This window comes from Brucella pseudogrignonensis, assembly GCF_031454375.1.
GTDB classification, from domain to species: domain Bacteria; phylum Pseudomonadota; class Alphaproteobacteria; order Rhizobiales; family Rhizobiaceae; genus Brucella; species Brucella pseudogrignonensis_A.
Genome location: NZ_JAVDQT010000001.1, coordinates 72,062 through 94,343, shown reverse-complemented (window position 1 = coordinate 94,343; position 22,282 = coordinate 72,062). Strand labels below are relative to the sequence as shown.

Below are 22,282 nucleotides of genomic sequence, written 5' to 3'. Positions count from 1 at the left end.
GTTTAGTTCAGCAATTCGCCGATTGCATTCTGGAAAGCACGCTCTGCCGCATCGCGCAAGCGATGATGTCCGCCCTCCACCTGTTTCACGCCGCGCACCCACACATCAGAGGCACGCGCACGACCGGCAAAAATCCAGCCATCGAGAACCGCATCCCCCTTTGCATGGGGCAGACGCTCAACATCAAGCGATACAAAATCTGCTGATGCACCTTGTTTCAAACCATCGCCTTCGCGACCCATAGCAATATTGCCGCCCGCCAATGCACCATCAAACAAGGCTCGTCCGGTCGAGCCTTCGTTTTTCGCCAGCACATTGCGCGCTCGATGCAGCAAACGCTGCGAATATTCATACTGCCGCAACTCATCGCCAATGCCGATCAGCACATTGGAATCGGACCCAACGCCGAAACGGCCACCATTGGCATCGAACACGGTGGCATTGAACGTGCCATCGCCGAGATTGGCTTCCGTAACCGGACAAAGACCGGCAATCGCACCAGCCTGAGCCATGCGAACCGTTTCCGTGTCACTCATGTGCGTTGCGTGGATAAGACACCAGCGCGACGACAATTCCTGATGGTCAAGCAGCCATTCAACAGGTCGCTGTCCGGACCACACAATGCAATCCTCCACCTCCTTAACCTGCTCGGCAATGTGAATATGCACGGGTGCATCGGGCAAAAGCGATGCTGCAAATGTCAATTCATCCGGGGTGACAGCACGCAAACTGTGCGGGGCCACGCCAAGCACAGCACCATCGATACCCGAAAGGGCTTTCTGACAGCCTTCAATCAGACGCGCAAAACTTGTTTCATCATTGATAAATCGACGCTGGCCTTCATTGGGTGCAGCACCGCCAAAACTCGAATGCGCATAAAGCACCGGCAACAGGGTCAGCCCGATGCCAGCAGTTTTCGCTGCCGAGACAATGCGATCCGCCATTTCCGAGATATTGCTGTAAGGCGTGCCGTCGTGATCATGATGCAGATAATGAAACTCGCCAACGCGTGTAAAACCGGCTTCCAGCATATCGACATAAAGCCGCAATGCGACTACTTCCGCCTGTTCCGGCGTCATGGTCAGCGCGAACTTATACATGATCTCGCGCCAGCTCCAGAAACTGTCAGCCGATGGGCCGCGCCGTTCAGCAAGGCCAGCCATGCCATATTGAAACGCGTGGCTGTGCAGGTTTGGCATCCCCGCTACGATCACCTTATAGCGCTCGTCTCCCGGTTTGGCTTCAACGCCAATCTCCACAGAAGCAATTTTTCCCTGAGCTAAACCAAGCCGCACATCCTCTGCCCAGCCCGTCTGCAAAAGCGCCTGACCAGCATGGATAAATTGCGTTGTTGGGACTGCGGCTGACATTCGATGAAGCTCCTCATTCCGCCCAATTTGCACACCCGTTTTTCAACAGATCGCGATTGGATGCATTTTTTCTCTTGGCGGTTCCGTTAATATGTATATACATTATTGAAAACCAGGGGAAGCGAGAAAACGCTCATGACACAGAAATCGAACTTCGTTTTAACGCAGGCACGCATCGCCACTCTATCGGAAAAGGCAGATGGAGTTGGCTTGATCGAAGCTGCTGCAATTGCCGTCAAGGATGGCAAAATCGCTTATGTCGGTGCAGAAATTGATCTTCCCGCTGAATATGCCTCATTTGAGAAGATTGACTGCGAAGGTCGCCTGATCACGCCCGGTCTGATCGACTGTCACACGCATCTGATCCATGCAGGCAATCGCGCGCATGAATTTGAGCTGCGCCTGAATGGCGCCACTTACGAAGAAGTTGCGCGCGCGGGCGGCGGCATTGTTTCCTCCGTTAAAAACCTGCGTGCGGCCAGCGAAGATGATCTGGTCCGTGAAGCCCTGCCCCGCCTCGATGCGCTGATTGCTGAAGGCGTGACGACGGTTGAAGTCAAATCAGGTTATGGCCTCGACACGGACAGCGAAGCAAAGTCATTGCGTGCGGCTCGCCGTCTTGGGCATGAACGCGATGTTGCTATTCGCACCACCTTTCTGGGCGCACACGCTCTGCCGCCGGAAATGAATGGCGATAAAGCGGCTTTCATCGACAAGATTGTCGACGAAATGCTGCCTGCTATTGCGAGCGAAAATCTCGCCGATGCGGTGGACGGATTCTGCGAAGGCATCGCCTTCCTGCCGGATGAAATTGCACGCGTTTTCAAAGCTGCAAAGGCGCACGGCCTTCAGGTCAAACTCCACGCAGACCAGCTTTCCAATCTGCATGGCGCAGCTCTTGCTGCTTCCTATAATGCGCTTTCTGCCGACCATCTTGAATATACCGATGCGGAAGGTGCAGCCGCTATGGCAAAGGCCGGAACTGTCGCGGTTCTGCTTCCCGGCGCTTATTATTTCATCCGCGAAACGCAAAAGCCCCCCGTCGGTCTTTTCCGTGCGGCTGGCACAAAGATGGCGCTGGCAACCGACAACAATCCCGGCACTTCGCCGCTGACCTCGCTTCTGCTCACCATGAACATGGGCGCAACCCTGTTCCGCATGACGGTCGATGAGTGCATTGCAGGCGTCACCCGCGAAGCAGCCCGTGCCCTTGGCGTGCTTGACAAAACCGGCACGCTTGAAGTCGGCAAGGATGCTGATCTCGCCATCTGGAGCGTCGAGCGTCCAGCAGAGCTTGTTTACCGCATTGGCTTCAACCCGCTCTGGAAGAGGGTTTTCAAAGGCCGCTATCAGTAATTTTCAATGGAGTTTTCCATGTCCCTCGTTCTTCATCCCGGCAGTGTTCCGCTCGCAAACCTTGAACAAATCTATCGCGAAAACCTCGCCGTTCGCATTGATCCGTCATTCCATGCTGGCGTTGAAAAGGCAGCGGCACGCATCGCCGAAATCGCCGCAGGCGATGCACCGGTTTATGGCATCAATACCGGCTTTGGTAAGCTCGCCTCTATCCGCATCGCGCCCGAAGACGTGGCAACACTTCAGCGTAATTTGATCCTGTCGCATTGCTGTGGTGTAGGTGAACCGCTGAGCGAAGACATCGTGCGCCTCATAATGGCGCTGAAGCTCATTTCGCTTGGCCGTGGGGCATCAGGCGTACGGCTCGAACTCATCACCCTCATCGAAGCCATGCTGGAAAAAGGCGTGATCCCGATGATCCCGGCCAAGGGTTCGGTTGGCGCTTCTGGCGATCTCGCACCGCTTGCTCATATGGCAGCGGCCATGATCGGCGAAGGTGAAGCCTTCTATCAGGGCGAACGCCTACCATCTGCTGAAGCACTGAAGAAAGCAGGCCTCAAGCCCGTCGTTCTGGCTGCGAAGGAAGGTCTCGCCCTCATCAACGGTACACAGACCTCGACTGCACTGGCACTGGCCGGCCTGTTCCGCGCGCATAGTGCATTGCAGGCAGCCCTTATCACCGGCGCGCTTTCGACCGATGCGGCAATGGGTTCCACCGCACCGTTCCATCCGGATATTCACACCCTGCGCGGACATCAGGGCCAGATCGATACGGCTGCAGCACTGCGCAATCTCCTGTCTGGTTCGGTTATTCGTGAAAGCCATCTTGAAGGCGACCAGCGCGTGCAGGATCCTTATTGCATCCGCTGTCAGCCACAGGTCGATGGTGCCTGTCTCGACATTCTGCGCCAAGCTGCACGCACACTTGAAATCGAAGCCAATGCCGTCACAGATAACCCGCTCGTCCTCTCCGATGACAGTGTGGTTTCAGGCGGCAACTTCCATGCCGAACCCGTTGCATTCGCAGCCGACCAGATCGCGCTTGCTGTGTGCGAAATCGGCGCGATTGCCCAGCGCCGCATCGCGCTTCTGGTCGATCCGGCACTTTCCTTTGGCCTGCCAGCTTTCCTTGCAAAGAAGCCCGGCCTCAATTCCGGTCTTATGATTGCTGAAGTCACTTCGGCAGCACTGATGAGCGAAAACAAGCAAATGGCGCATCCGGCATCGGTTGATTCAACACCAACCTCCGCCAATCAGGAAGATCATGTTTCCATGGCCTGCCATGGCGCACGCCGCCTGTTGCAGATGACCGAAAATCTCAACGCAATCATCGGCATTGAAGCACTGACGGGCGCGCTCGGCGTCGAGCTGCGCGGCCCGCTTGAAACCAGCCCTGAACTGAAAGCTGCCGTCGCAGTTCTGCGCTCTAAAGTGCCGACACTGGAGGTTGATCGCTACATGGCCAACGACCTTTCAGCCGCAAGCAAAATCATCGCCGACGGCTCGTTCACTGGCAGCATCAGCGCAAATATCCTGCCTGCACTGGAGGCCTGATATGAGCGCCTTTGAACTCCATCAAGGCTCATCACCCGTCATTCTCGGCCTGCCCCACACCGGGACAGACGTGCCGGAAGACATCTGGGCACGGCTCAATGACAATGGCCGCATTCTTGCCGACACCGACTGGCACATCCATCAGCTCTATGACGGGCTGCTGGACAATGTCACGACCGTCCGCGCCACATTTCATCGCTATTGCATCGATGCCAATCGCGATCCGAATGGTTCCAGCCTCTATCCGGGCCAGAATACCACGGGTCTTATTCCGACCACTGATTTCGATGGCATTGCCATCTGGAAAGACGGCGAAGCACCGAAAGAGGCAGACATTGCCGACCGTATCGCCCGCTTTCACAAGCCTTATCACGATGCGCTTGCGGCAGAAATCGAGCGCGTGAAGGCGATCCATGGCGTGGCGATCCTGTATGATTGCCATTCGATCCGCTCGCATATCCCGTTCCTGTTTGAAGGCAAGCTGCCGGACTTCAATGTTGGCACCGATATGGGCAAGACCTGCGATCCAAAGATCGAAGCGGCAACCGTAAGCGTGACCCAAAACGCCACTGGCTATACCGCTGTTCTCAATGGTCGTTTCAAAGGTGGCTGGACGACACGTCATTACGGACACCCGGAAACCGGCGTCCACGCCATCCAAATGGAACTAGCGCAATCAACGCATCTCGCAACCGAGGCCCTGCCCTTCGACTACGACAATGCCAAGGCTGAAAAGCTCCGTGTGCATCTCAAAACAATTCTTGAGCGACTCGAAAACATTGCCGCCGAACTGAAACTCTGAGGAGAACATCATGTCCAACCCACGTCATAATGAGCGCGAAATCCGCGCACCACGCGGCACTGAACTCAACGCCAAGAGCTGGCTCACAGAAGCCCCTCTGCGCATGTTGATGAACAATCTCGACCCGGATGTTGCCGAGCGCCCGCATGAGCTGGTTGTCTATGGCGGCATTGGTCGCGCAGCCCGTACATGGGACGATTTCGACCGTATCGTTGCAACGCTGAAAACACTCAACGACGACGAAACCCTGCTGGTGCAGTCGGGCAAACCGGTCGGCGTATTCCGCACCCACAAGGATGCGCCGCGCGTTCTGATCGCCAATTCCAATCTCGTGCCGCATTGGGCAACATGGGATCATTTCAATGAACTGGATAAGAAGGGTCTCGCCATGTATGGCCAGATGACCGCCGGTTCGTGGATTTACATCGGCGCGCAGGGCATCGTTCAGGGCACCTATGAAACCTTTGTGGAAGCCGGTCGCCAGCATTATGATGGCAACCTCAAAGGCAAATGGATTCTGACCGGCGGTCTTGGCGGCATGGGCGGCGCTCAGCCACTTGCAGCCGTCATGGCTGGCGCTTGCTGCTTGGCCGTTGAATGCGACGAAACCCGCGCCGATTTCCGCCTGCGCACTCGTTATGTCGATGAAAAGACCCACAGCCTCGATGAAGCCCTCGCCAAGATCGACGAATGGACCAAGGCAGGTGAAGCCAAATCCATTGCACTCATCGGCAATACAGCTAATGTTTTCCCGGAACTCGTCAAGCGCGGCGTGCGCCCTGACATTGTGACCGACCAGACCTCGGCACATGATCCGGTGCATGGCTATCTGCCAATCGGCTGGAGCGTTGCTGAATGGCGCGCCAAGCAGGAAAGCGATCCGAAAGGCGTTGCAAAAGCCGCCCGTGCTTCGATGAAGGTGCAGGTTAAGGCCATGCTCGATTTCTGGAATGCTGGCATTCCAACGGTCGATTACGGCAACAATATCCGCCAGATGGCGCTGGAAGAAGGTCTGGAAGACGCATTTGCTTTCCCCGGCTTCGTACCTGCCTATATCCGCCCACTGTTCTGCCGCGGCATCGGACCTTTCCGCTGGGCAGCCCTTTCCGGCGATCCGGAAGATATTGCAAAGACCGATGCCAAGGTGAAGGAGCTGTTGCCGGACAACAAGCACCTGCACAACTGGCTCGACATGGCGAAGGAACGCATTGCGTTTCAGGGTCTGCCAGCGCGCATCTGCTGGGTTGGTCTTGGCGATCGTCACCGCCTCGGCCTCGCCTTCAACGAAATGGTCCGCAACGGCGAATTGAAAGCACCGATCGTCATTGGCCGCGATCATCTTGATAGTGGCTCGGTTGCTTCGCCAAACCGTGAAACAGAATCCATGAAGGACGGCTCGGACGCCGTATCCGACTGGCCGTTGCTCAATGCGCTGCTCAACACTGCATCGGGCGCGACATGGGTATCGCTCCATCATGGTGGTGGCGTCGGCATGGGCTTCTCCCAGCATTCAGGCATGGTCATTTGCTGTGACGGCACGGAAGATGCCGATCAGCGCATCAGCCGCGTGCTGTGGAACGATCCGGCAACCGGCGTTATGCGCCATGCCGATGCAGGCTATGAAGAAGCGCTCGACTGGGCCAAGCAGCAGGGTCTGCGTCTGCCCGCTATCCTTGGGAACTAATACGCATGGCCCGGAAAAGTGGGAACCGCCTACATGGGAAAATCAGTCCACTGGACTGATTTTTACTCCCATTTCGATCCGATAAGGTCCATGCGGAGGAAAAATGATGAGAGTGCTGCGCAGTGCCGATCACAAACGCATGCCGTGGAAAAACGGCGGCGGTGTCACGGTCGAAATTGCAATCCATCCGATCAATGCGTCAGTCGATAATTTCGACTGGCGCATTTCCACTGCGACCGTTGCCAGTGATGGCCCATTTTCGATCTTCCCCGAAATTGATCGCACCTTGTCGGTGCTGGAAGGCAACGGCATTGTTCTCGATGTTGAAGGGGGCAAAACCACCCTCACCCGCGAGACAGCACCCTTTGCTTTTGCAGCTGATGCAAGCTCATGTGCTTGCCTGATCGACGGTCCAATCACTGATCTCAACGTCATGACGCGACGTGGAAACTTCGCGCATCAGGTCGAACGCATTGTCACAAATGATTCGGCTAGACTTGAAGCAGAAAGCGGCACCGTGCTTGTTTTCTGTGCAGAAGGAAATTTCGAGCTAAAAAGCGACAGCAGAATCGCGCATCTCGACCAGCATGACTGCCTGATCCTGTCGGGAGACGAGCAGTTTTCTGTAGAACTTATTGGTAAGGGTATCGCCTATAAGATTACGATTATAGAAATATAATCAAAGGCTTATTTGGTATTCCACGAGACGACCAAGCAAAGGTTTCTTTGCTTGTCTCTCTGGACAGAAATCGCGGTCCTGCTAATTTGTCTGCAAGAATATGTATATGCTTAAAACAAAAAAGGGGTTCACATATGAAAAAATCTTGGTTGGCAGGTGCCGCACTTGCAGCGCTCACCTTCGCTTCGAGCGCGCAGGCAGAAACAAAAGTCGCAATCGGCTTTTCCGGCTGGACCGGATTTGGTCCGCTGACGCTCGCGAAAGAAGCAGGCATCTTCAAAAAGAACGGCCTCGACGTCACGCTCAATAAAATTCCGCAGGCAAGCCGCCATCTAGCGCTCGCTTCCGGTGATATTCAGTGTGCCGCGACCACCGTTGAGACATGGATCATCTGGAATTCGGCAGGCGTTAAGTCGAAGCAGATTTTCCAGATGGACAAATCCTATGGTGCTGATGGCATCGCCGTGCGCGGTGACGTCAATTCCTTTGCCGACCTCAAAGGCAAGACGGTTGCAGCTTCCGCTCCCGGCACGTCGCCTTACTTCTTTCTGGCCTTCATGCTCGCAAAAAACGGCATGACCACTAAGGATGTGAAGATAGTCAATATGGAGCCAGGACCAGCAGCACAGGCTTTCGTTGCCGGACAAAACGATGCGGCCATGACCTATGAGCCATATCTCTCGACAGTGCGCGCAGCACCAGACAAGGGCAAGATCCTCGCGACCACGCTGGAATATCCAGCGGTGATGGATACGGTTGGCTGCACACCGGACTTCCTTGAAAAGAACCCGGAAGCCGCAAAGGCACTCGCCACCAGCTATTTTGAAGCACTCGAAATGATCGCTGCTGATCCGGCCAAATCCTATGAAATCATGGGCAAGGACGTGAAGCAGTCGGGCGAAGAGTTTGGTAAGTCAGCGGCCTATCTGCGCTGGCAGGACAAGGCCGCTAACCAGAAGTTCTTTGAAGGCGAATTCAAGGAATTCTCGGAAGAAGCGGCAAAGCTCCTGCTCGACGCTGGCGTCATCAAGAACAAACCAAATCTCGATGAGATTGTCGACACCAGCTTTATCAAGTAAATGACATCGCAACGCAGACTCGGAGTTCACTCCGGGTCTGTTTCATTTCGGCCCCTTTGATGAGGGGCAATGATCGGACTTAACGGATACGCTTATGCAGCCTATGCAACCAATCGGAAATGGAGCCCGGATTCTTCTGGGAATTCTGTTCTTCGTGCTTTTCTTTGCTTTCTGGGGCGTTGCAACGCTCGGAGGCTTTGTTTCGCCCACCTTCCTCGCCGATCCGATTACCATGGTGAAGGATGGATATGATCTCATTGCCAATCAGGGCTTTATGTCGGATATCGGCATGACTGTCTGGCGTGTGTTGGGCGGCTTCATCATGGCAAGCATCGTTGCCATCCCGCTAGGTATTGCTATGGGTGCCTATAAGCCGATTGAAGCGCTGCTCGAACCCTTCGTTTCCTTCGCGCGCTATTTGCCAGCATCGGCCTTCGTGCCGCTCCTCATTCTCTGGTCAGGCATTGGCGAAACACAGAAGCTGCTCGTTATCTTCATTGGCGCAGTGTTCCAGCTCATTCTGATGATCGCAGTTACCGTTTCCGGCACACGCCGCGATCTGGTCGAAGCTGCCTATACACTGGGCGCCAAAGACCGTGGCGTTATTCGCCGTGTGCTTGTGCCTTCAAGCGCTCCCGATATTGCTGAAACGCTGCGCCTCGTGCTGGGCTGGGCATGGACTTATGTGATCGTGGCGGAGCTGATCGGCGCATCGTCGGGCATTGGTTACATGATCATCAATTCGCAAGCGCTGATGGCCACCGGACAGATCATTTTCGGCATCATCGTGATCGGCGTTATCGGTCTGATTTCCGATCTGGCCTTTAAATACATCAACCGCTGGCTCTTTGCGTGGAGGTTTGCGTAATGGTTACGACAACCGAACAGGAACTCGTCGTCAAAGGCGTGAGCCGCACGTTTCCGGGTGTTCATGGCGGCAAGCCGACACTCGCTCTGCAATCAACTGATCTCATCATTCCGAAGAATGATTTCGTAACCATTCTCGGCCCTTCAGGCTGTGGAAAGTCCACGCTTCTGCGTATTATTGCCGGTCTCGACAAGCCGACCACTGGCACCGTGACGCTGGAAGGCCAGCCGGTCACAGGACCGGGTGCTGATCGCGGCATGGTGTTCCAGTCTTATACGCTGTTTCCATGGCTGACGGTTCGGCAGAATGTCGGCTTCGGTCTGCGCGAAAAAGGTATGCCGGAAAAACAAGCCCGCGAAATCATCGATAGCTATATCGACAAGGTCGGCCTGCACGGGTTTGAAAATCACTGGCCGAAGCAGCTTTCGGGTGGGATGCAGCAGCGCACGGCAATCGCCCGTGCACTTGCCAATGACCCAAAGATTCTGCTGCTCGACGAACCTTTCGGCGCGCTCGACAACCAGACGCGCGGACTGATGCAGGAACTCCTGCTCGGCATCTGGGAACGTGAGCAGAAGACCGTGATCTTCGTCACCCACGATATTGAAGAATCGATCTTTATGGCGACCCGCGTGGTTACGATGACAGCCCGCCCCGGCAAGATCAAATCGATCACGCCGGTCAATATTGAGCATCCGCGTTCTTATCAGGTCAAAGCCAGCCCGGAATTCTCGGAACTGCGCCTCAAGCTCACTGAGGAAATCCGCAGCGAAGCAATTACAGCAGCAAAACAGGCTGCCTGAAAATTATTGTTCCTTCTGATGAGATGGTATCTTAAGAAAAGGCTGCGATGTTCTTCGCAGCCTTTTCTTTTTAGCGCTTGGGTTATGCGCTTTTTTCAGGACTTCCCACCATGGCCGTTTCAGCAGAACTTGAAGACCGCATCGTTTATGTGAATGGCGAATATGTGAGCGCCCGCGATGCAAAAATCTCGATCTTTGATCGTGGTTTTCTCTTTGGTGACGGAATTTACGAAGTAACCGCCGTGCTTGACGGTAAGCTGGTCGATAGCGACCCGCATATGAAACGCCTGCGTCGCTCAACCGGCGAAATTGGCATTCCGATGCCGATGAGCGAAGATGAGATTGTCGAGATCGAGCGCGAACTGATCCGCCGCAACAATCTCACCGAAGGTCTGGTTTATCTGCAAGTGACGCGCGGCGATGGTCGCGACCGTGATTTTGTCGCCAAAGGTTTGAAGCCATCAGTGGTTCTGTTCACGCAGGTCAAAGCCCTCGCCAACAGGCCGGAAGTTGCAACAGGCATCCGCGTGCTTTCCCTCGATGATCTGCGCTGGAAACGCCGCGACATCAAAACCGTTTGCCTTCTGCCACAGGCGCTTGCCAAGGAAATCGCCCAGAATGCCGGTTGCAGCGAGGCCTGGATGTTAGAGGACGGCTATGTCACCGAAGGCGCATCTTCGACCGGCTATATCGTCACTCAGGATGATGTAATCGTCACCCGCCCGAACAGCAATGCGGTCCTGCCGGGTTGTACACGTTTGTCGCTGTTGCAGCTGATTGCTGAAACCGGCATGAAGCTTGAAGAGCGCGCTTTCACGATTGATGAAGCCTATGCTGCGAAAGAAGCTTTCATGACCAGCGCGGGCACTTTCGTGACGCCGATTTCGTTTATCGACGACAAGCCTATCGGTGGCGGCAAACCGGGTCCGGTCGCACTCAAACTGCGCGAAATTTATCTCGACCACGCGCGCCGCACAGCAATCTGAGAATAATAGATCAGGCTAAAAACAGATCGGGCCGGAACTCAGTTCCGGCCCGGTTTGCTCACGCCTCCCTCTCCCAAAAGAGCGGAGCAAATGCGCTAAAACACGCCAATCTTAAGCATTCACTCTCAACGACCAAACATCTGATGCGGATGAGATTTTGGGTCTGGTGTGCCGAAAATGGTGTCTTTCGAGAACCGGCGCGCAGCGTACTTTTTGGTACGTGAGCACCGGAAGCGAGAAAGAGGCCATTTGCAGGCCGCCAGAGCCGAAATATCGCCACTTCAGCGGCGCTGGTTATAGACGTCGATACACACCGCACCCAGCAGAACGATCCCTTTGATGACCTGCTGATAGTCGATGCCAATACCCAAAATTGACATGCCGTTGTTCATCACACCCATGATCAGCGCGCCGATAACGGCACCCGTTACACGTCCCACGCCGCCATAAGCCGACGCACCGCCGATGAAGCAGGCGGCAATCACATCAAGCTCAAAACCAAGACCTGCCTTTGGCGTTGCTGTATTAAGGCGTGCCGCGAAAACCAGACCGGCAAGTGCTGCCAGCACACCCATATTGACGAATGCAAGGAAGGTCAGGCGTTCAGTTTTCACACCCGAAAGCTTCGCCGCATGACGGTTTCCCCCGACTGCATAAATCTGGCGACCAATCACCGTGCGCGTGGTGAGAAACGCATAGGCCGCAATCAGAACTGCCATAATAATCAACACATTAGGCATTCCGCGATGCGATGAAATCAGCAGTGCGAGATAAGCGATACCGGCAAAAAGCACGATATTCTTGATCACGAAGAAGGCGAACGGCTCTGTCTCCACCTCATGCGCAATGTGACGCGCACGCGATCTTGAGTTCTGCCAAACGATGAAACCAGCCAGCACCAGACCGAGGATCAGCGAGGTCAGGTAGACGCCACCCGTTGCACCAATAAACTCAGGAATGAAGCCCGACGATAGTTTCTGAAACATCGGAGGGAATGGACCGACCGACTGTCCACCGAGAACCGCAAGCATCAAACCCTTGAAAACCAACATGCCTGCAAGGGTGACGATAAAGGACGGGATATTAAAATAGGCGACCCAGAACCCTTGCATCGCGCCGATAATGCCACCGGCAATCAGACACAGAATGGCTGCAATCGGGAACGGAATTCCCCACCGCACCATCATCACAGCGGCTAGTGCTCCGATAAATCCGCAGACTGATCCGACCGACAAATCGATATGCCCGGTCACGATAATCAGCAGCATGCCGAGTGCCATGATGACGATATAACTGTTTTGTAACACAAGGTTAGTGAGGTTGAGCGGCTTCATCAGCACGCCACCAGTGACGATCTGGAAAAAGATCATGATCGCGATAAGCGAGAGCAACATTCCCGATTCACGCAGATTATTTTTGAGATAACGCCCGATACCACTTGGCGCTTTCTGACCGCTTTGAACTACGTTCTCGCTCATGATTGTTTTCCCTTATTGCGCATGATCGCACGCATGATGTTTTCCTGCGTTGCCTCTTCGCCAGCCACTTCGCCAACGAAGGCTCCCTCATGCATGACGACAATGCGGTCGCAGATCCCGATCAGCTCTGGCATTTCGGATGAAATGACGACCACGCCCTTGCCGCTTTCGGCCAGTGAATTGATGATTGTGTAAATGTCGTATTTCGCGCCGACATCGATGCCGCGTGTTGGCTCATCCAGGATCAGCACATCCGGCCCGGTGAAGAGCCATTTAGACAGCACCACCTTCTGCTGGTTGCCGCCGGAAAGCGTGCCCGTTTCCTGATAAACATTGTGGCAGCGAATGCTCATTTGGCTGCGATAGTCGTTGGCAACTTTCATTTCGCGGATGCTGTCGATCACACCTTTGGGGCTGACGCCGCGCAAATGCGCCAGCGATATATTGCGTGAGATATTTTCACCAAGAACGAGACCCAGCTTTTTGCGGTCCTCGGTCACATAGGCGAGCCCGGATTTGATAGCGCGGGCAACCGTCGAAATATCGACCGCCTTGCCATTCATCCGCGCTTCGCCGGTAATATTGGTTCCCCATGAACGCCCAAACAGACTCATGGCGAACTCGGTGCGGCCAGCACCCATCAAGCCTGCAATGCCAACAATTTCACCGGCACGCACATTGAACGAGACATTTTTAACCGAGTGCCGCTCTGGGTGCAGCGGATGATAGACCGACCAGTTTTCAGCCTCGAAAATCACCTCGCCAATCTTTGGCTCGCGCTTTGGATAACGACTTTCGAGATCACGATCGACCATCTTGCGGATGATGTCGTCTTCCTCGACTTCGCCCTCATGGCAATCCAGCGTCGCAACCGCGCGACCATCGCGCAGCACGGTGATCTTATCGGCCACTTCACGAATTTCATTGAGCTTGTGCGAAATCAGGATCGACGTGATGCCCTGCGCACGAAACTCTTTCAGCAATGCCAGAAGCGCCGCGCTGTCGGTCTCGTTCAAGCTCGCTGTTGGCTCATCAAGGATCAGCAGCCGCACACGCTTGGAAAGTGCTTTGGCGATTTCGACAAGCTGCTGTTTGCCAACGCCGATATCGGTCACCAGCGTATCCGGCGATTCCGTGAGGCCAACTTTCTTCAACAGCACTTTCGTGCGCTGATAGACTTCGCTGCGATCAATCACCCCATAAGTGCCGGGCGGATTGACGAGAAAGATATTCTCGGCAATCGACATCAACGGCACAAGGGCGAGCTCCTGATGGATGATGACAATCCCAAGCGCTTCGGAATCATTGATGTCGCGGAAGTGCCGCTCTTCGCCATCAAAGACAATCGAGCCGTCATAGCTACCGGAAGGATAGACCCCCGACAGCACTTTCATCAGCGTGGATTTTCCAGCGCCATTTTCACCGACAAATGCGTGAATCTCTCCCGGCATCACCGTGAAATTGACGTCACTCAGAGCCTTCACAACACCGAAGGATTTGCTGATACCACGCATTTCAAGCAGCGGTTGGCCACTCAGATGTGGACCTTCGCTGCCTGTCTCATGCGGGACAGGATTGGCTACATTCATTCGCTCGCTCCCATAACACAGCTGCACTGCCATCATTCTGAATGCACGTTCGCGCTGAAAAAAAGACAACGCTGTCAATCTTTCAGCCTAACCCAGTTCGAAAACTGGGCAGTGGGGATGATGGCAGTGAAGCAGGTATTGCGGACGCACCAATTATGGTGCGTCCGGGCATAAAATTACTTGATCTGGTCTTCTTTGTAGTAACCGCTATCGACCAGAACTTCCTTCCAGTTCGACTTATCGACGATTACAGGCTTGAGCAGATAAGACGGCACAACCTTGACGCCATTGTCATAGGTCTTGGTGTCGTTCACTTCTGGCTCTTTGCCGCTCATCGCAGCGTCAACCATATCAACGGTGACTTTCGCGAGTTCGCGCGTGTCCTTGAAGATGGTCGAATTTTGTTCGCCAGCGAGGATCGACTTAACCGAAGGCACTTCGGCATCCTGACCGGAAACGGCAGGCATTGGCATGTCGCCGCTGCCATAGCCGACGCCCTTGAGCGACGACAGAATACCGATGGAAATGCCGTCATAAGGCGAAAGCACAGCATCAAGCTTCTTGTCGGCATAGAAGGCCGAAAGGATCGAATCCATACGTGCCTGAGCGGTTGCACCATCCCAGCGGAGCGTTGCTACCTTGTCCATGCCAGTCTGGCCGCTGCCAACGATGACTTTGCCGCTATCAATGTAAGGCTGAAGAACCGACATCGCGCCATTGTAGAAGAAATAGGCATTGTTATCGTCTGGCGAGCCACCGAACAGCTCGATATAGAACGGGCCTTCTTTGTTCTTCAGATCAAGCGCCTTTTCAATCGACTGCGCCTGCAATACGCCAACCTGGAAATTGTCGAAGGTTGCGTAATAAGAAACATTTGGCGTGTCGCGGATCAGGCGGTCATAGGCGATAACCTTGATGCCTGCATCATTGGCCTTGGCCAGAACATCAGACAGTGTGGTGCCGTCAATCGATGCAACGACGAGAACCTTGGCACCCTTGGTGACCATGTTTTCGATCTGCGCCAACTGGTTCGGCACATCGTCTTCCGCATATTGAAGATCGGTCTTGTAACCGCGCTCCTGAAGCACTTTCACCATGTTGTCGCCATCGGCAATCCAGCGTGCCGAAGACTTGGTTGGCATTGCAACGCCGACGAGGCCCTTGTCCTCAGCATGTGCAAAGCCAGTAAAGGCAAAGGCGGCAAGCGCCGCTGCCAGTGTGAATGATTTCATGCCTGCCATTGTCTCACTCCCATAATAGAACAGGCTCTTTGAGCCTGCCATTCTCCCAAATTTCCGCCCCCGCCATAGGCCCTGCGGAATTCCTCCGAACACATCGCAAGCAGAAATTAGCCTGCGATGTTGTCCCATGCCGAAACCGTCCGCTGCGCACGTTCGCGCACCTCGGCGGCAGTCAATCCGGCCTTGTAAAGACTGGAACCCAGACCGAAGCAGCTCACTCCCGCTGCCCTATAGGTTGCAAAATCATTCTCCGATACGCCGCCCACGGCACCCACCGGAGTATCCTTCGGCAAAACCGCGCAAATGGCCTTGATACCTTCTGCACCCAGAACATTTGCCGGGAAGAATTTAAGCGCGGATGCACCTGCATGAATGGCGGCAAAGGCCTCAGTCGGTGTGAACACACCCGGCATTGTCACCATGCCATGATGCGATGCGCGGCGAATGACATTAGGCTCGACATTGGGGCTAACCAAAAGCCTGCCACCAACATCATTGAGCCGATCCACATTCTCGACCGACAGCACAGTACCTGCACCAATCAGCACGTTGGCGGGCGCAAGCTTGGCGGCCTTTTCAATGGATACAAACGGCTCCGGCGAATTGAGCGGAATTTCGATTGCCTCAAAGCCTGTTTCAATCAGTGCAGAAACAATCGCTTCCGTTTCTTCTGGCCGAATGCCGCGCAGGATAGCCACCAGCGGATAGCGAAGCTTTGGCCATGCGATACGTTCGCTCATTGCGCGCCTCCCGCAAATGCGTGTTTTGCCGCCATACACAGCCCATCGCGCACCAGCTCATCGGCTTCGATGCGGTTCACTTTCACACCAGCAATCTCAAGTGCAGAAGCATAAAGCGCACCCATCATGCCGTCGGAAAGAAGCAGAACCTCGCTTGGTTCACCAAACAATGTGCGGCCACCGGCAACTTCTAACCCGATGAGCAGACCCGACAGACTTGCAAGCTGATCTGTCGGCTTATAGTCATGCACCAGCCAGCCAGCACGCACAGTAAAGAGCGCATTGGCGATAAGCTCCGGTGTTGCAAGAGACGCTTCCACGCCTTTAGCAAAGGCAGCGCTCGTCGGATCAACCGGCCCAGCTCCTTCAAGCGCACCAGTCAGAACCGATTTGTCTTTGAGAAGCGCGAACAATTCACCTGTCATGAAAGAGCGGTAATCGTTAAGCTTGCCGTCTGCAATATGCACCCATTTGGCATGCGTGCCGGGCATCACCACCACGGCATCACGCGTGCCGCGATGCACGAGACCAAGCAGCTTTGTTTCTTCGCCACGCATCACATCCGGCGCATCCTCGCTGCGTCGCGCAACGCCCGGCAGCATGATGACATGCCGTTTTGCAGGCACACGAACCGAAGCGGCAACGATGCCTTCCAGTCCTGCAGGCAGGCTCATATAAGGCGCTTCGATCCAGCCCGTGCGTGAACCGGCCATACCGCAGATCATCACCGGCAGGTTATCCGGCGCATCAACCTGAGCCAGATGCCGTTCGAGCGTTACCTCGAAACCGGCTTCTTTGGCATGCAGCAACCCGTCGTCACCACGGCTTTCATTCAGCACATTTCCGTCGGCATCCAGCGTCCAGAGGCGGAACCGGGTTGTTCCCCAATCCGCCACTGCCGCAAATGGTGTTTTTGCGCCGGACATTTAGTGGTTATCTCGCGGTAGGCCACGCGTATGCGCAATGTCCTGATACTTAACCGCGTTTTCGAGAACCGCACCTGTTTCCATCTGGCCAACAACCGCGCGCTGGATTTCCTGCCACGGCGTCTGGCTTTCGGGATACTTATATCCGCCAGCGGCTTCCAGAGCCTTGCGGCGCTCTGCAAGTTCTTCATCGGAAATCAGAATATCGGCAGTGCCACGACCAAGATCGATACGCACACGATCACCCATTCTGAGCAGCGCAAGACCACCGCCAGCTGCTGCTTCCGGCGATGCGTTCAGGATTGATGGCGAACCCGACGTGCCCGACTGACGGCCATCGCCAATGCAAGGCAGCGAGCTGATGCCCTTCTTGAGAAGATAATCCGGCGCGCGCATATTCACGACTTCCGCCGCACCCGGATAGCCAATTGGCCCTGCACCACGCATGAACAGCACCGAACGCTCATCAATTTCCAGCGACGGATCGTCGATACGGTGATGATAATCTTCCGGGCCGTCAAACACGATGGCCTTGCCTTCAAAGGCATTCGGGTCTTTCTCATCGGTCAGATAACGATTGCGGAACTCTTCCGAAATAACGCTCAGCTTCATGATAGCCGACGAGAACAGATTGCCGCGCAGTACGCGGAAACCGGCATGGCTCTTCAATGGCTGATCATAGGTCTTGATGACATTGCTGTCTTCAATCGTGGCATTCTTGCAGTTTTCACCAATGGTTTTGCCATTAACAGTCAGCGCATCTTCATGAATAAGGCCCTGCCCCATCAGCTGATTGACAACCGCTGGCACACCGCCCGCATGGTAATAATCTTCGCCGAGATATTCACCCGCTGGCTGAAGATTGACCAGAAGCGGAATTTCCTCACCATATTTCTGCCAGTCGTCAATCGTCAGATCGACGCCAACGTGACGGGCCAGCGCATTCAGATGGATCGGCGCATTGGTCGAACCACCAATTGCCGAATTAACGCGGATTGCATTGATGAAGGCTTCTTTGGTCATGATGTCTGTTGGCTTCAGATCTTCATAAACCATTTCCACAATACGGCGGCCGGTCAGATAGGAGACTTCCTGACGATCACGATAAGGCGCTGGAATTGCCGCCGAACCCGGCAACTGCATACCAAGCGCTTCGGCCAGCGAATTCATGGTCGTCGCCGTGCCCATCGTGTTGCAATAGCCGGTTGAAGGTGCCGACGAAGCAACCAGCTTGATAAAGCCTGCATAATCGATCTCGCCCTTGGCGAGCAGCTCGCGCGCCTTCCAGACGATGGTGCCTGAACCTGTGCGTTCACCACGGAACCAGCCATTGAGCATCGGACCAACCGAGAGCGCAATTGCCGGAATATTGACGGTTGCAGCCGCCATAAGACAGGCAGGCGTGGTCTTGTCGCAACCAATAGTCAGCACAACACCATCGAGCGGATAGCCATAAAGCACCTCGACAAGGCCGAGATATGCGAGGTTACGATCGAGGCCCGCAGTCGGACGCTTACCTGTTTCCTGAATTGGATGAACGGGGAACTCGATCACAATACCGCCCGCTTCGCGCACACCTTCACGCACGCGGTTAGCGAGTTCGAGATGATGACGGTTACATGGAGAAAGGTCCGAACCCGTCTGCGCAATGCCGATAATCGGGCGACCGGATTGCAGCTCTTCCTGACTGAGGCCGTAATTCATGTAGCGCTCAAGATAGAGCGCGGTCATGTCCACATTGTCCGGATTATCGAACCATGCGCGTGAACGGAATCGTGGTGCTTTCGGATCGACGGGCTTATTCATTTCATTGTCCTGCGTGGGTAAGAGACCGCAGCGCGGCCTCATTTCCTAATCTTCAAAAGTTTCAACGATGTGGCGCTGGCCTAAAAGGAAAGCATCGGCCACATGCGTGAGCGGCGAAAGGTCAACATCGCTCTGCCCGGCACCAACCAGCTTCACGAAATTCTGGTAAAGGCGCTGATATTCACGATCAGGCTCGGCCATTTTCTCCGTGCCTGCGATGGTCAACCGACTACCGCCATGGCTGAGAAGCAGCGTTCCTTTATCTGTCTCGACACGAATATCCCATGTCTGCGGACCCGTCTGGCGCCAGTCGAGTTCAAAGGAAACCGGAACACCGCTTTCCGTCTCAAACGCGAGATCAGCTGCAATCGGTGCCGCACGATTTTCAGGGAAGTAGAGATCGGATTTTGTCAGGAAAAACCGTTCTGGCAAAATATGCGTGACGATTGACAGCGCATTGATGCCCGGATCGAACACACCAAGACCACCCGGCTCCCAGATCCACTGCTGACCGGGATGCCAATGGCGCACGTCTTCTTTCCACGCCACCGCAACGGATTTGATTGCGGCACCTTTCAGAAATTCGCGTGCAGACTCAACCGCTGCGGCTTCGCGTGAATGCCATGTGGCATAAAGCGTAACGCCCTGCCTTTCAGCAAAACGCGTCAGCGCTTGCACTTCCGAAATCGTCGCACCCGGAGGCTTCTCCAGCATCACATGCTTGCGTGCTTTCAGTGCTGCATAAGCCTGATTGAAACGTCCCTGCGGCGGCGTGCAAAGCGACACCGCATCAATGGCAACATCGCTGGCAAGCAGTTGATCAATATCATGAAAAGATGGCAAACCATCAAGGCCGGCATTGCGGCTGGCAATGGCTTTCAGCTCGATACCATCAACGGCTTCAATCGATGGCAGATGCTGGTCGCGGGCAATTTTGCCGAGACCCACAATTGCCAGATTGATATTGGATGCGGCCGCCATTTCAGAGCGCCTTCACAGCAACATCGTCGACTTTCGCCTGTGCCAGTCTATTGACGAGCGGATAACGGAAAGGCTTTGCCGAAATTTCGAACTGGTCGCCATTTTCCGTCTTCACGCCTTCCGAGAAAGACAGTGTCGCAGTGCCGAAGAAATGCACATGAATGTCGCCCGGACGACGGAACAGTTCATATTTGAAATGATGATGCTCCAGATTGGCAATTGTGTGCGACATGTTCGCTTCGCCCGAAAGGAACGGCTTTTCAAAGATCACCTGATCGCCGCGCTTAATGCGCGAAACGCCTTCGACATGATTCGGCAGCGCGCCAACATAAAGCTCCGGCCCGAGCGAAGCCTGACGCAGCTTGGAATGCGCGAGCCAGAGATAATTCTGCTTTTCCGTCACATGATCGGAAAATTCATTGGCAAGGCAGAAGCCGAGGCGGAACGGCGTACCGTCCGGGCCGATCAGATAAATACCTGCGAGTTCCGGCTCTTCGCCACCATCTTCGGCAAAAGCTGGCGAGACGAGATCACCACCCGTTTCGACCAGCGCCGAACCATCACCCTTATAAAACCATTCCGGCTGTACGCCAGTTTCACCAGGCTTTGGCTTGCCGCCTTCAACACCCATCAGGAACATGCGCATAGAATCGGTCGGCTTTTCGGCAGCCTGTGCTGCTTTGTGCATCTTGTCGCGACCATCCGCAGAACCAAGATGTGTGAGGCCCGTGCCTGCAACGATCAGATGCGCCGGGTCTTCATGGGTAATTGGCAGGCCAACACGACCAGCAGCAAGTGCTGCATCAATATCGACTGATTCACCCTTGCCACTGCGTTCAACCTGTTCGCTCAGACTGATGCCCGCAGAAATCGCAGCCCACGCCAGTTCATAGGTCGTCGTTACGCCATTGACGACATGTGCCGCGCCCTCATCATCGCAAGCAGCCACACGTGTTTCTCCGCTCGCATCGCGGAACTGTACCAGACGTAACATTAAACCTCCCATTTTCCGCAAAACACTTGCGGAACATTCTTCCCGACCGCTTCAATGCATCCTTCTGCAAAAAGGCGGCTCCTTCTTATTAATATGACTATTTCGCAAAACAGCATTTTGTCAAGCAAGTGAAAGCACCCTCTGCGCGCCTTGTGTGGACTACCAACCCAAAACAGCAGTTAAAATATTGTTTTAACTATATAATTAGACCCTATGCACGTTTGTCGCACCCCAGATTTCGATTGTTTGAAAGAAATATGCTTGCCATAAAGTAATATTATATGCTTGATAAACGAGAAGGCTGGGAGAGCCTTTTATTGGGAGGAACTAATATGAAACGCACTCTGACGGCCCTGACGGCCGCTCTGGTCGCAGCATCGTCGCTTGCTCTTATTTCAAGCGCATCCGCCGCCTCGTTGACGGTCGGCTTTTCGCAGATCGGCTCGGAATCGGGCTGGCGCGCTGCCGAAACCAGCGTCACCAAGCAGGAAGCTGAAAAGCGCGGCCACGCACTCAAATTTGCCGACGCTCAGCAGAAGCAGGAAAACCAGATCAAGGCCGTTCGCGGCTTCATCGCACAGGGCGTTGACGCGATCCTGATCGCGCCGGTTGTTGCGACAGGTTGGGATGCGGTTCTAAAGGAAGCCAAGGAAGCAGAAATTCCTGTCGTGCTTCTCGACCGCCAGATCGATGCACCGGAAGACCTTTATCTTACTGCCGTTACGTCCGATCAGGTCCATGAAGGCAAGGTCGCAGGCGACTGGCTGGTCAAGGAAGTGGGCGACAAGCCTTGCTCGGTTGTCGAACTTCAGGGCACCACCGGTTCTTCACCGGCAATCAACCGCAAGAAGGGCTTTGAAGAAGCGCTTGCGGGCCACGACAACATCAAGATTTCCCGTTCGCAGACCGGCGACTTCACCCGCACCAAGGGCAAGGAAGTCATGGAAAGCTTCATCAAGGCCGAAGGTGGCGGCAAGGACATCTGCGCCGTTTACGCGCACAATGACGACATGGCAGTCGGCGCCATTCAGGCAATCAAGGAAGCTGGCCTGAAGCCGGGAACCGACATTAAGGTCGTCTCGATTGATGCCGTTCCTGATATTTTCCAGGCAATGGCCAATGGTGAAGCCAATGCGACGGTTGAACTGACGCCAAATATGGCAGGTCCAGCTTTTGACGCGATCGAAGCCTTCAAGGAAAAGGGCACTGTTCCACCAAAGTGGATACAGACCGAATCCAAGCTTTTCACGCAGGCTGATGATCCAAAGGGCGTTTACGAAGCCAAGAAGGGCCTCGGCTACTGATCTTCTGATTGAACTTCATGTTTTCGGGCCGCACTAACTGCG

19 protein-coding genes are annotated in these 22,282 nt (G+C 54.7%); 10 read left to right on the top strand and 9 right to left on the bottom strand.

Annotated elements, in window-relative coordinates; translation table 11 throughout:
- Window positions 1–2: 2 nt before the first annotated feature.
- Window positions 3–1,370, bottom strand: a complete 1,368-nt coding sequence (locus J2782_RS00465) for a formimidoylglutamate deiminase (RefSeq protein ID WP_310009659.1) — start codon at window positions 1,368–1,370, stop codon at window positions 3–5.
- Between the two features lie 135 nt (window positions 1,371–1,505).
- Between J2782_RS00465 and hutI the strand changes: the two genes are divergently transcribed.
- The 9 genes from hutI (at window position 1,506) to J2782_RS00420 (ending at window position 11,181) form a co-directional block, all read left to right on the top strand.
- Window positions 1,506–2,726: an imidazolonepropionase gene (gene hutI, locus J2782_RS00460; RefSeq protein WP_310009658.1), complete on the top strand. Its 1,221-nt coding sequence runs from the start codon at window positions 1,506–1,508 to the stop codon at window positions 2,724–2,726.
- An 18-nt stretch (window positions 2,727–2,744) separates the two neighbouring features.
- Window positions 2,745–4,280, top strand: coding sequence for a histidine ammonia-lyase (hutH, locus tag J2782_RS00455; RefSeq protein ID WP_310009657.1), 1,536 nt, complete (start codon window positions 2,745–2,747; stop codon window positions 4,278–4,280).
- Window position 4,281: 1 nt separating this feature from the next.
- Window positions 4,282–5,082, top strand: a complete 801-nt coding sequence (gene hutG, locus J2782_RS00450; protein ID WP_310009656.1) for an N-formylglutamate deformylase — start codon at window positions 4,282–4,284, stop codon at window positions 5,080–5,082.
- Window positions 5,083–5,092: 10 nt separating this feature from the next.
- Window positions 5,093–6,766, top strand: a complete 1,674-nt coding sequence (gene hutU, locus J2782_RS00445) for a urocanate hydratase (RefSeq protein WP_310009655.1) — start codon at window positions 5,093–5,095, stop codon at window positions 6,764–6,766.
- Window positions 6,767–6,869: 103 nt separating this feature from the next.
- Window positions 6,870–7,445 carry a HutD/Ves family protein gene (locus J2782_RS00440; protein ID WP_310009654.1) on the top strand — a complete coding sequence of 192 codons (576 nt, stop codon included), beginning with the start codon at window positions 6,870–6,872 and terminating at the stop codon, window positions 7,443–7,445.
- A 134-nt stretch (window positions 7,446–7,579) separates the two neighbouring features.
- Window positions 7,580–8,524, top strand: a complete 945-nt coding sequence (locus J2782_RS00435; RefSeq protein ID WP_310009653.1) for an ABC transporter substrate-binding protein — start codon at window positions 7,580–7,582, stop codon at window positions 8,522–8,524.
- Between the two features lie 94 nt (window positions 8,525–8,618).
- Window positions 8,619–9,392, top strand: a complete 774-nt coding sequence (locus tag J2782_RS00430; protein ID WP_250038677.1) for an ABC transporter permease — start codon at window positions 8,619–8,621, stop codon at window positions 9,390–9,392.
- The gene (locus J2782_RS00425) at window positions 9,392–10,195 is read left to right on the top strand and encodes an ABC transporter ATP-binding protein (RefSeq protein ID WP_310009651.1); all 804 of its coding nucleotides are present in this window, start codon (window positions 9,392–9,394) and stop codon (window positions 10,193–10,195) included. The genes J2782_RS00430 and J2782_RS00425 overlap by 1 nt, the downstream gene beginning before the upstream one ends.
- Window positions 10,196–10,305: 110 nt before the next feature.
- The gene (locus tag J2782_RS00420; RefSeq protein WP_310009649.1) at window positions 10,306–11,181 is read left to right on the top strand and encodes a D-amino-acid transaminase; all 876 of its coding nucleotides are present in this window, start codon (window positions 10,306–10,308) and stop codon (window positions 11,179–11,181) included.
- 281 nt (window positions 11,182–11,462) lie between these two features.
- Here J2782_RS00420 and mmsB read toward each other — a convergent pair whose 3' ends face one another.
- The 8 genes from mmsB to araD1 all read right to left on the bottom strand — a co-directional run bounded on the left by mmsB (window position 11,463) and on the right by araD1 (window position 20,936).
- Window positions 11,463–12,659, bottom strand: coding sequence for a multiple monosaccharide ABC transporter permease (gene mmsB, locus J2782_RS00415; RefSeq protein WP_310009648.1), 1,197 nt, complete (start codon window positions 12,657–12,659; stop codon window positions 11,463–11,465).
- Window positions 12,656–14,248, bottom strand: a complete 1,593-nt coding sequence (mmsA, locus tag J2782_RS00410) for a multiple monosaccharide ABC transporter ATP-binding protein (protein WP_310009646.1) — start codon at window positions 14,246–14,248, stop codon at window positions 12,656–12,658. Before mmsA ends, mmsB begins: the two co-directional genes overlap by 4 nt.
- 176 nt (window positions 14,249–14,424) lie before the next feature.
- Window positions 14,425–15,489: a multiple monosaccharide ABC transporter substrate-binding protein gene (gene chvE / locus J2782_RS00405; protein ID WP_310009645.1), complete on the bottom strand. Its 1,065-nt coding sequence runs from the start codon at window positions 15,487–15,489 to the stop codon at window positions 14,425–14,427.
- Between the two features lie 107 nt (window positions 15,490–15,596).
- Window positions 15,597–16,229, bottom strand: coding sequence for a 2-dehydro-3-deoxy-6-phosphogalactonate aldolase (locus tag J2782_RS00400; protein ID WP_310009644.1), 633 nt, complete (start codon window positions 16,227–16,229; stop codon window positions 15,597–15,599).
- The gene (locus J2782_RS00395; RefSeq protein WP_310009643.1) at window positions 16,226–17,155 is read right to left on the bottom strand and encodes a 2-dehydro-3-deoxygalactonokinase; all 930 of its coding nucleotides are present in this window, start codon (window positions 17,153–17,155) and stop codon (window positions 16,226–16,228) included. The genes J2782_RS00400 and J2782_RS00395 overlap by 4 nt, the downstream gene beginning before the upstream one ends.
- Window positions 17,156–18,961 carry an IlvD/Edd family dehydratase gene (locus J2782_RS00390; protein ID WP_310009641.1) on the bottom strand — a complete coding sequence of 602 codons (1,806 nt, stop codon included), beginning with the start codon at window positions 18,959–18,961 and terminating at the stop codon, window positions 17,156–17,158.
- 45 nt (window positions 18,962–19,006) lie between these two features.
- Window positions 19,007–19,942 carry a Gfo/Idh/MocA family protein gene (locus tag J2782_RS00385; RefSeq protein WP_310009640.1) on the bottom strand — a complete coding sequence of 312 codons (936 nt, stop codon included), beginning with the start codon at window positions 19,940–19,942 and terminating at the stop codon, window positions 19,007–19,009.
- 1 nt (window position 19,943) lies between these two features.
- Window positions 19,944–20,936 (bottom strand): AraD1 family protein, encoded by a 993-nt coding sequence (gene araD1, locus J2782_RS00380; RefSeq protein ID WP_310009639.1) that lies wholly within the window; start codon window positions 20,934–20,936, stop codon window positions 19,944–19,946.
- 332 nt (window positions 20,937–21,268) lie between these two features.
- Here araD1 and ytfQ point away from each other — a divergent pair, with 332 nt between their 5' ends.
- Window positions 21,269–22,240, top strand: coding sequence for a galactofuranose ABC transporter, galactofuranose-binding protein YtfQ (gene ytfQ, locus J2782_RS00375; protein ID WP_310009638.1), 972 nt, complete (start codon window positions 21,269–21,271; stop codon window positions 22,238–22,240).
- The last annotated feature ends 42 nt before the right edge of the window (window positions 22,241–22,282 follow it).

Coding starts and splice junctions, on each gene's coding strand:
- J2782_RS00400 (WP_310009644.1), bottom strand. CDS start 16,229: ATGAGCGAACGTATCGCATGGCCAAAGCTTCGCTATCCGCTGGTGGCT.
- hutU (WP_310009655.1), top strand. CDS start 5,093: ATGTCCAACCCACGTCATAATGAGCGCGAAATCCGCGCACCACGCGGC.
- J2782_RS00465 (WP_310009659.1), bottom strand. CDS start 1,370: ATGTCAGCCGCAGTCCCAACAACGCAATTTATCCATGCTGGTCAGGCG.
- mmsA (WP_310009646.1), bottom strand. CDS start 14,248: ATGAATGTAGCCAATCCTGTCCCGCATGAGACAGGCAGCGAAGGTCCA.
- J2782_RS00385 (WP_310009640.1), bottom strand. CDS start 19,942: ATGGCGGCCGCATCCAATATCAATCTGGCAATTGTGGGTCTCGGCAAA.
- J2782_RS00395 (WP_310009643.1), bottom strand. CDS start 17,155: ATGTCCGGCGCAAAAACACCATTTGCGGCAGTGGCGGATTGGGGAACA.
- hutG (WP_310009656.1), top strand. CDS start 4,282: ATGAGCGCCTTTGAACTCCATCAAGGCTCATCACCCGTCATTCTCGGC.
- mmsB (WP_310009648.1), bottom strand. CDS start 12,659: ATGAGCGAGAACGTAGTTCAAAGCGGTCAGAAAGCGCCAAGTGGTATC.
- hutI (WP_310009658.1), top strand. CDS start 1,506: ATGACACAGAAATCGAACTTCGTTTTAACGCAGGCACGCATCGCCACT.
- araD1 (WP_310009639.1), bottom strand. CDS start 20,936: ATGTTACGTCTGGTACAGTTCCGCGATGCGAGCGGAGAAACACGTGTG.
- chvE (WP_310009645.1), bottom strand. CDS start 15,489: ATGGCAGGCATGAAATCATTCACACTGGCAGCGGCGCTTGCCGCCTTT.
- J2782_RS00390 (WP_310009641.1), bottom strand. CDS start 18,961: ATGAATAAGCCCGTCGATCCGAAAGCACCACGATTCCGTTCACGCGCA.
- J2782_RS00430 (WP_250038677.1), top strand. CDS start 8,619: ATGCAGCCTATGCAACCAATCGGAAATGGAGCCCGGATTCTTCTGGGA.
- J2782_RS00440 (WP_310009654.1), top strand. CDS start 6,870: ATGATGAGAGTGCTGCGCAGTGCCGATCACAAACGCATGCCGTGGAAA.
- hutH (WP_310009657.1), top strand. CDS start 2,745: ATGTCCCTCGTTCTTCATCCCGGCAGTGTTCCGCTCGCAAACCTTGAA.
- J2782_RS00425 (WP_310009651.1), top strand. CDS start 9,392: ATGGTTACGACAACCGAACAGGAACTCGTCGTCAAAGGCGTGAGCCGC.
- J2782_RS00420 (WP_310009649.1), top strand. CDS start 10,306: ATGGCCGTTTCAGCAGAACTTGAAGACCGCATCGTTTATGTGAATGGC.
- J2782_RS00435 (WP_310009653.1), top strand. CDS start 7,580: ATGAAAAAATCTTGGTTGGCAGGTGCCGCACTTGCAGCGCTCACCTTC.
- ytfQ (WP_310009638.1), top strand. CDS start 21,269: ATGAAACGCACTCTGACGGCCCTGACGGCCGCTCTGGTCGCAGCATCG.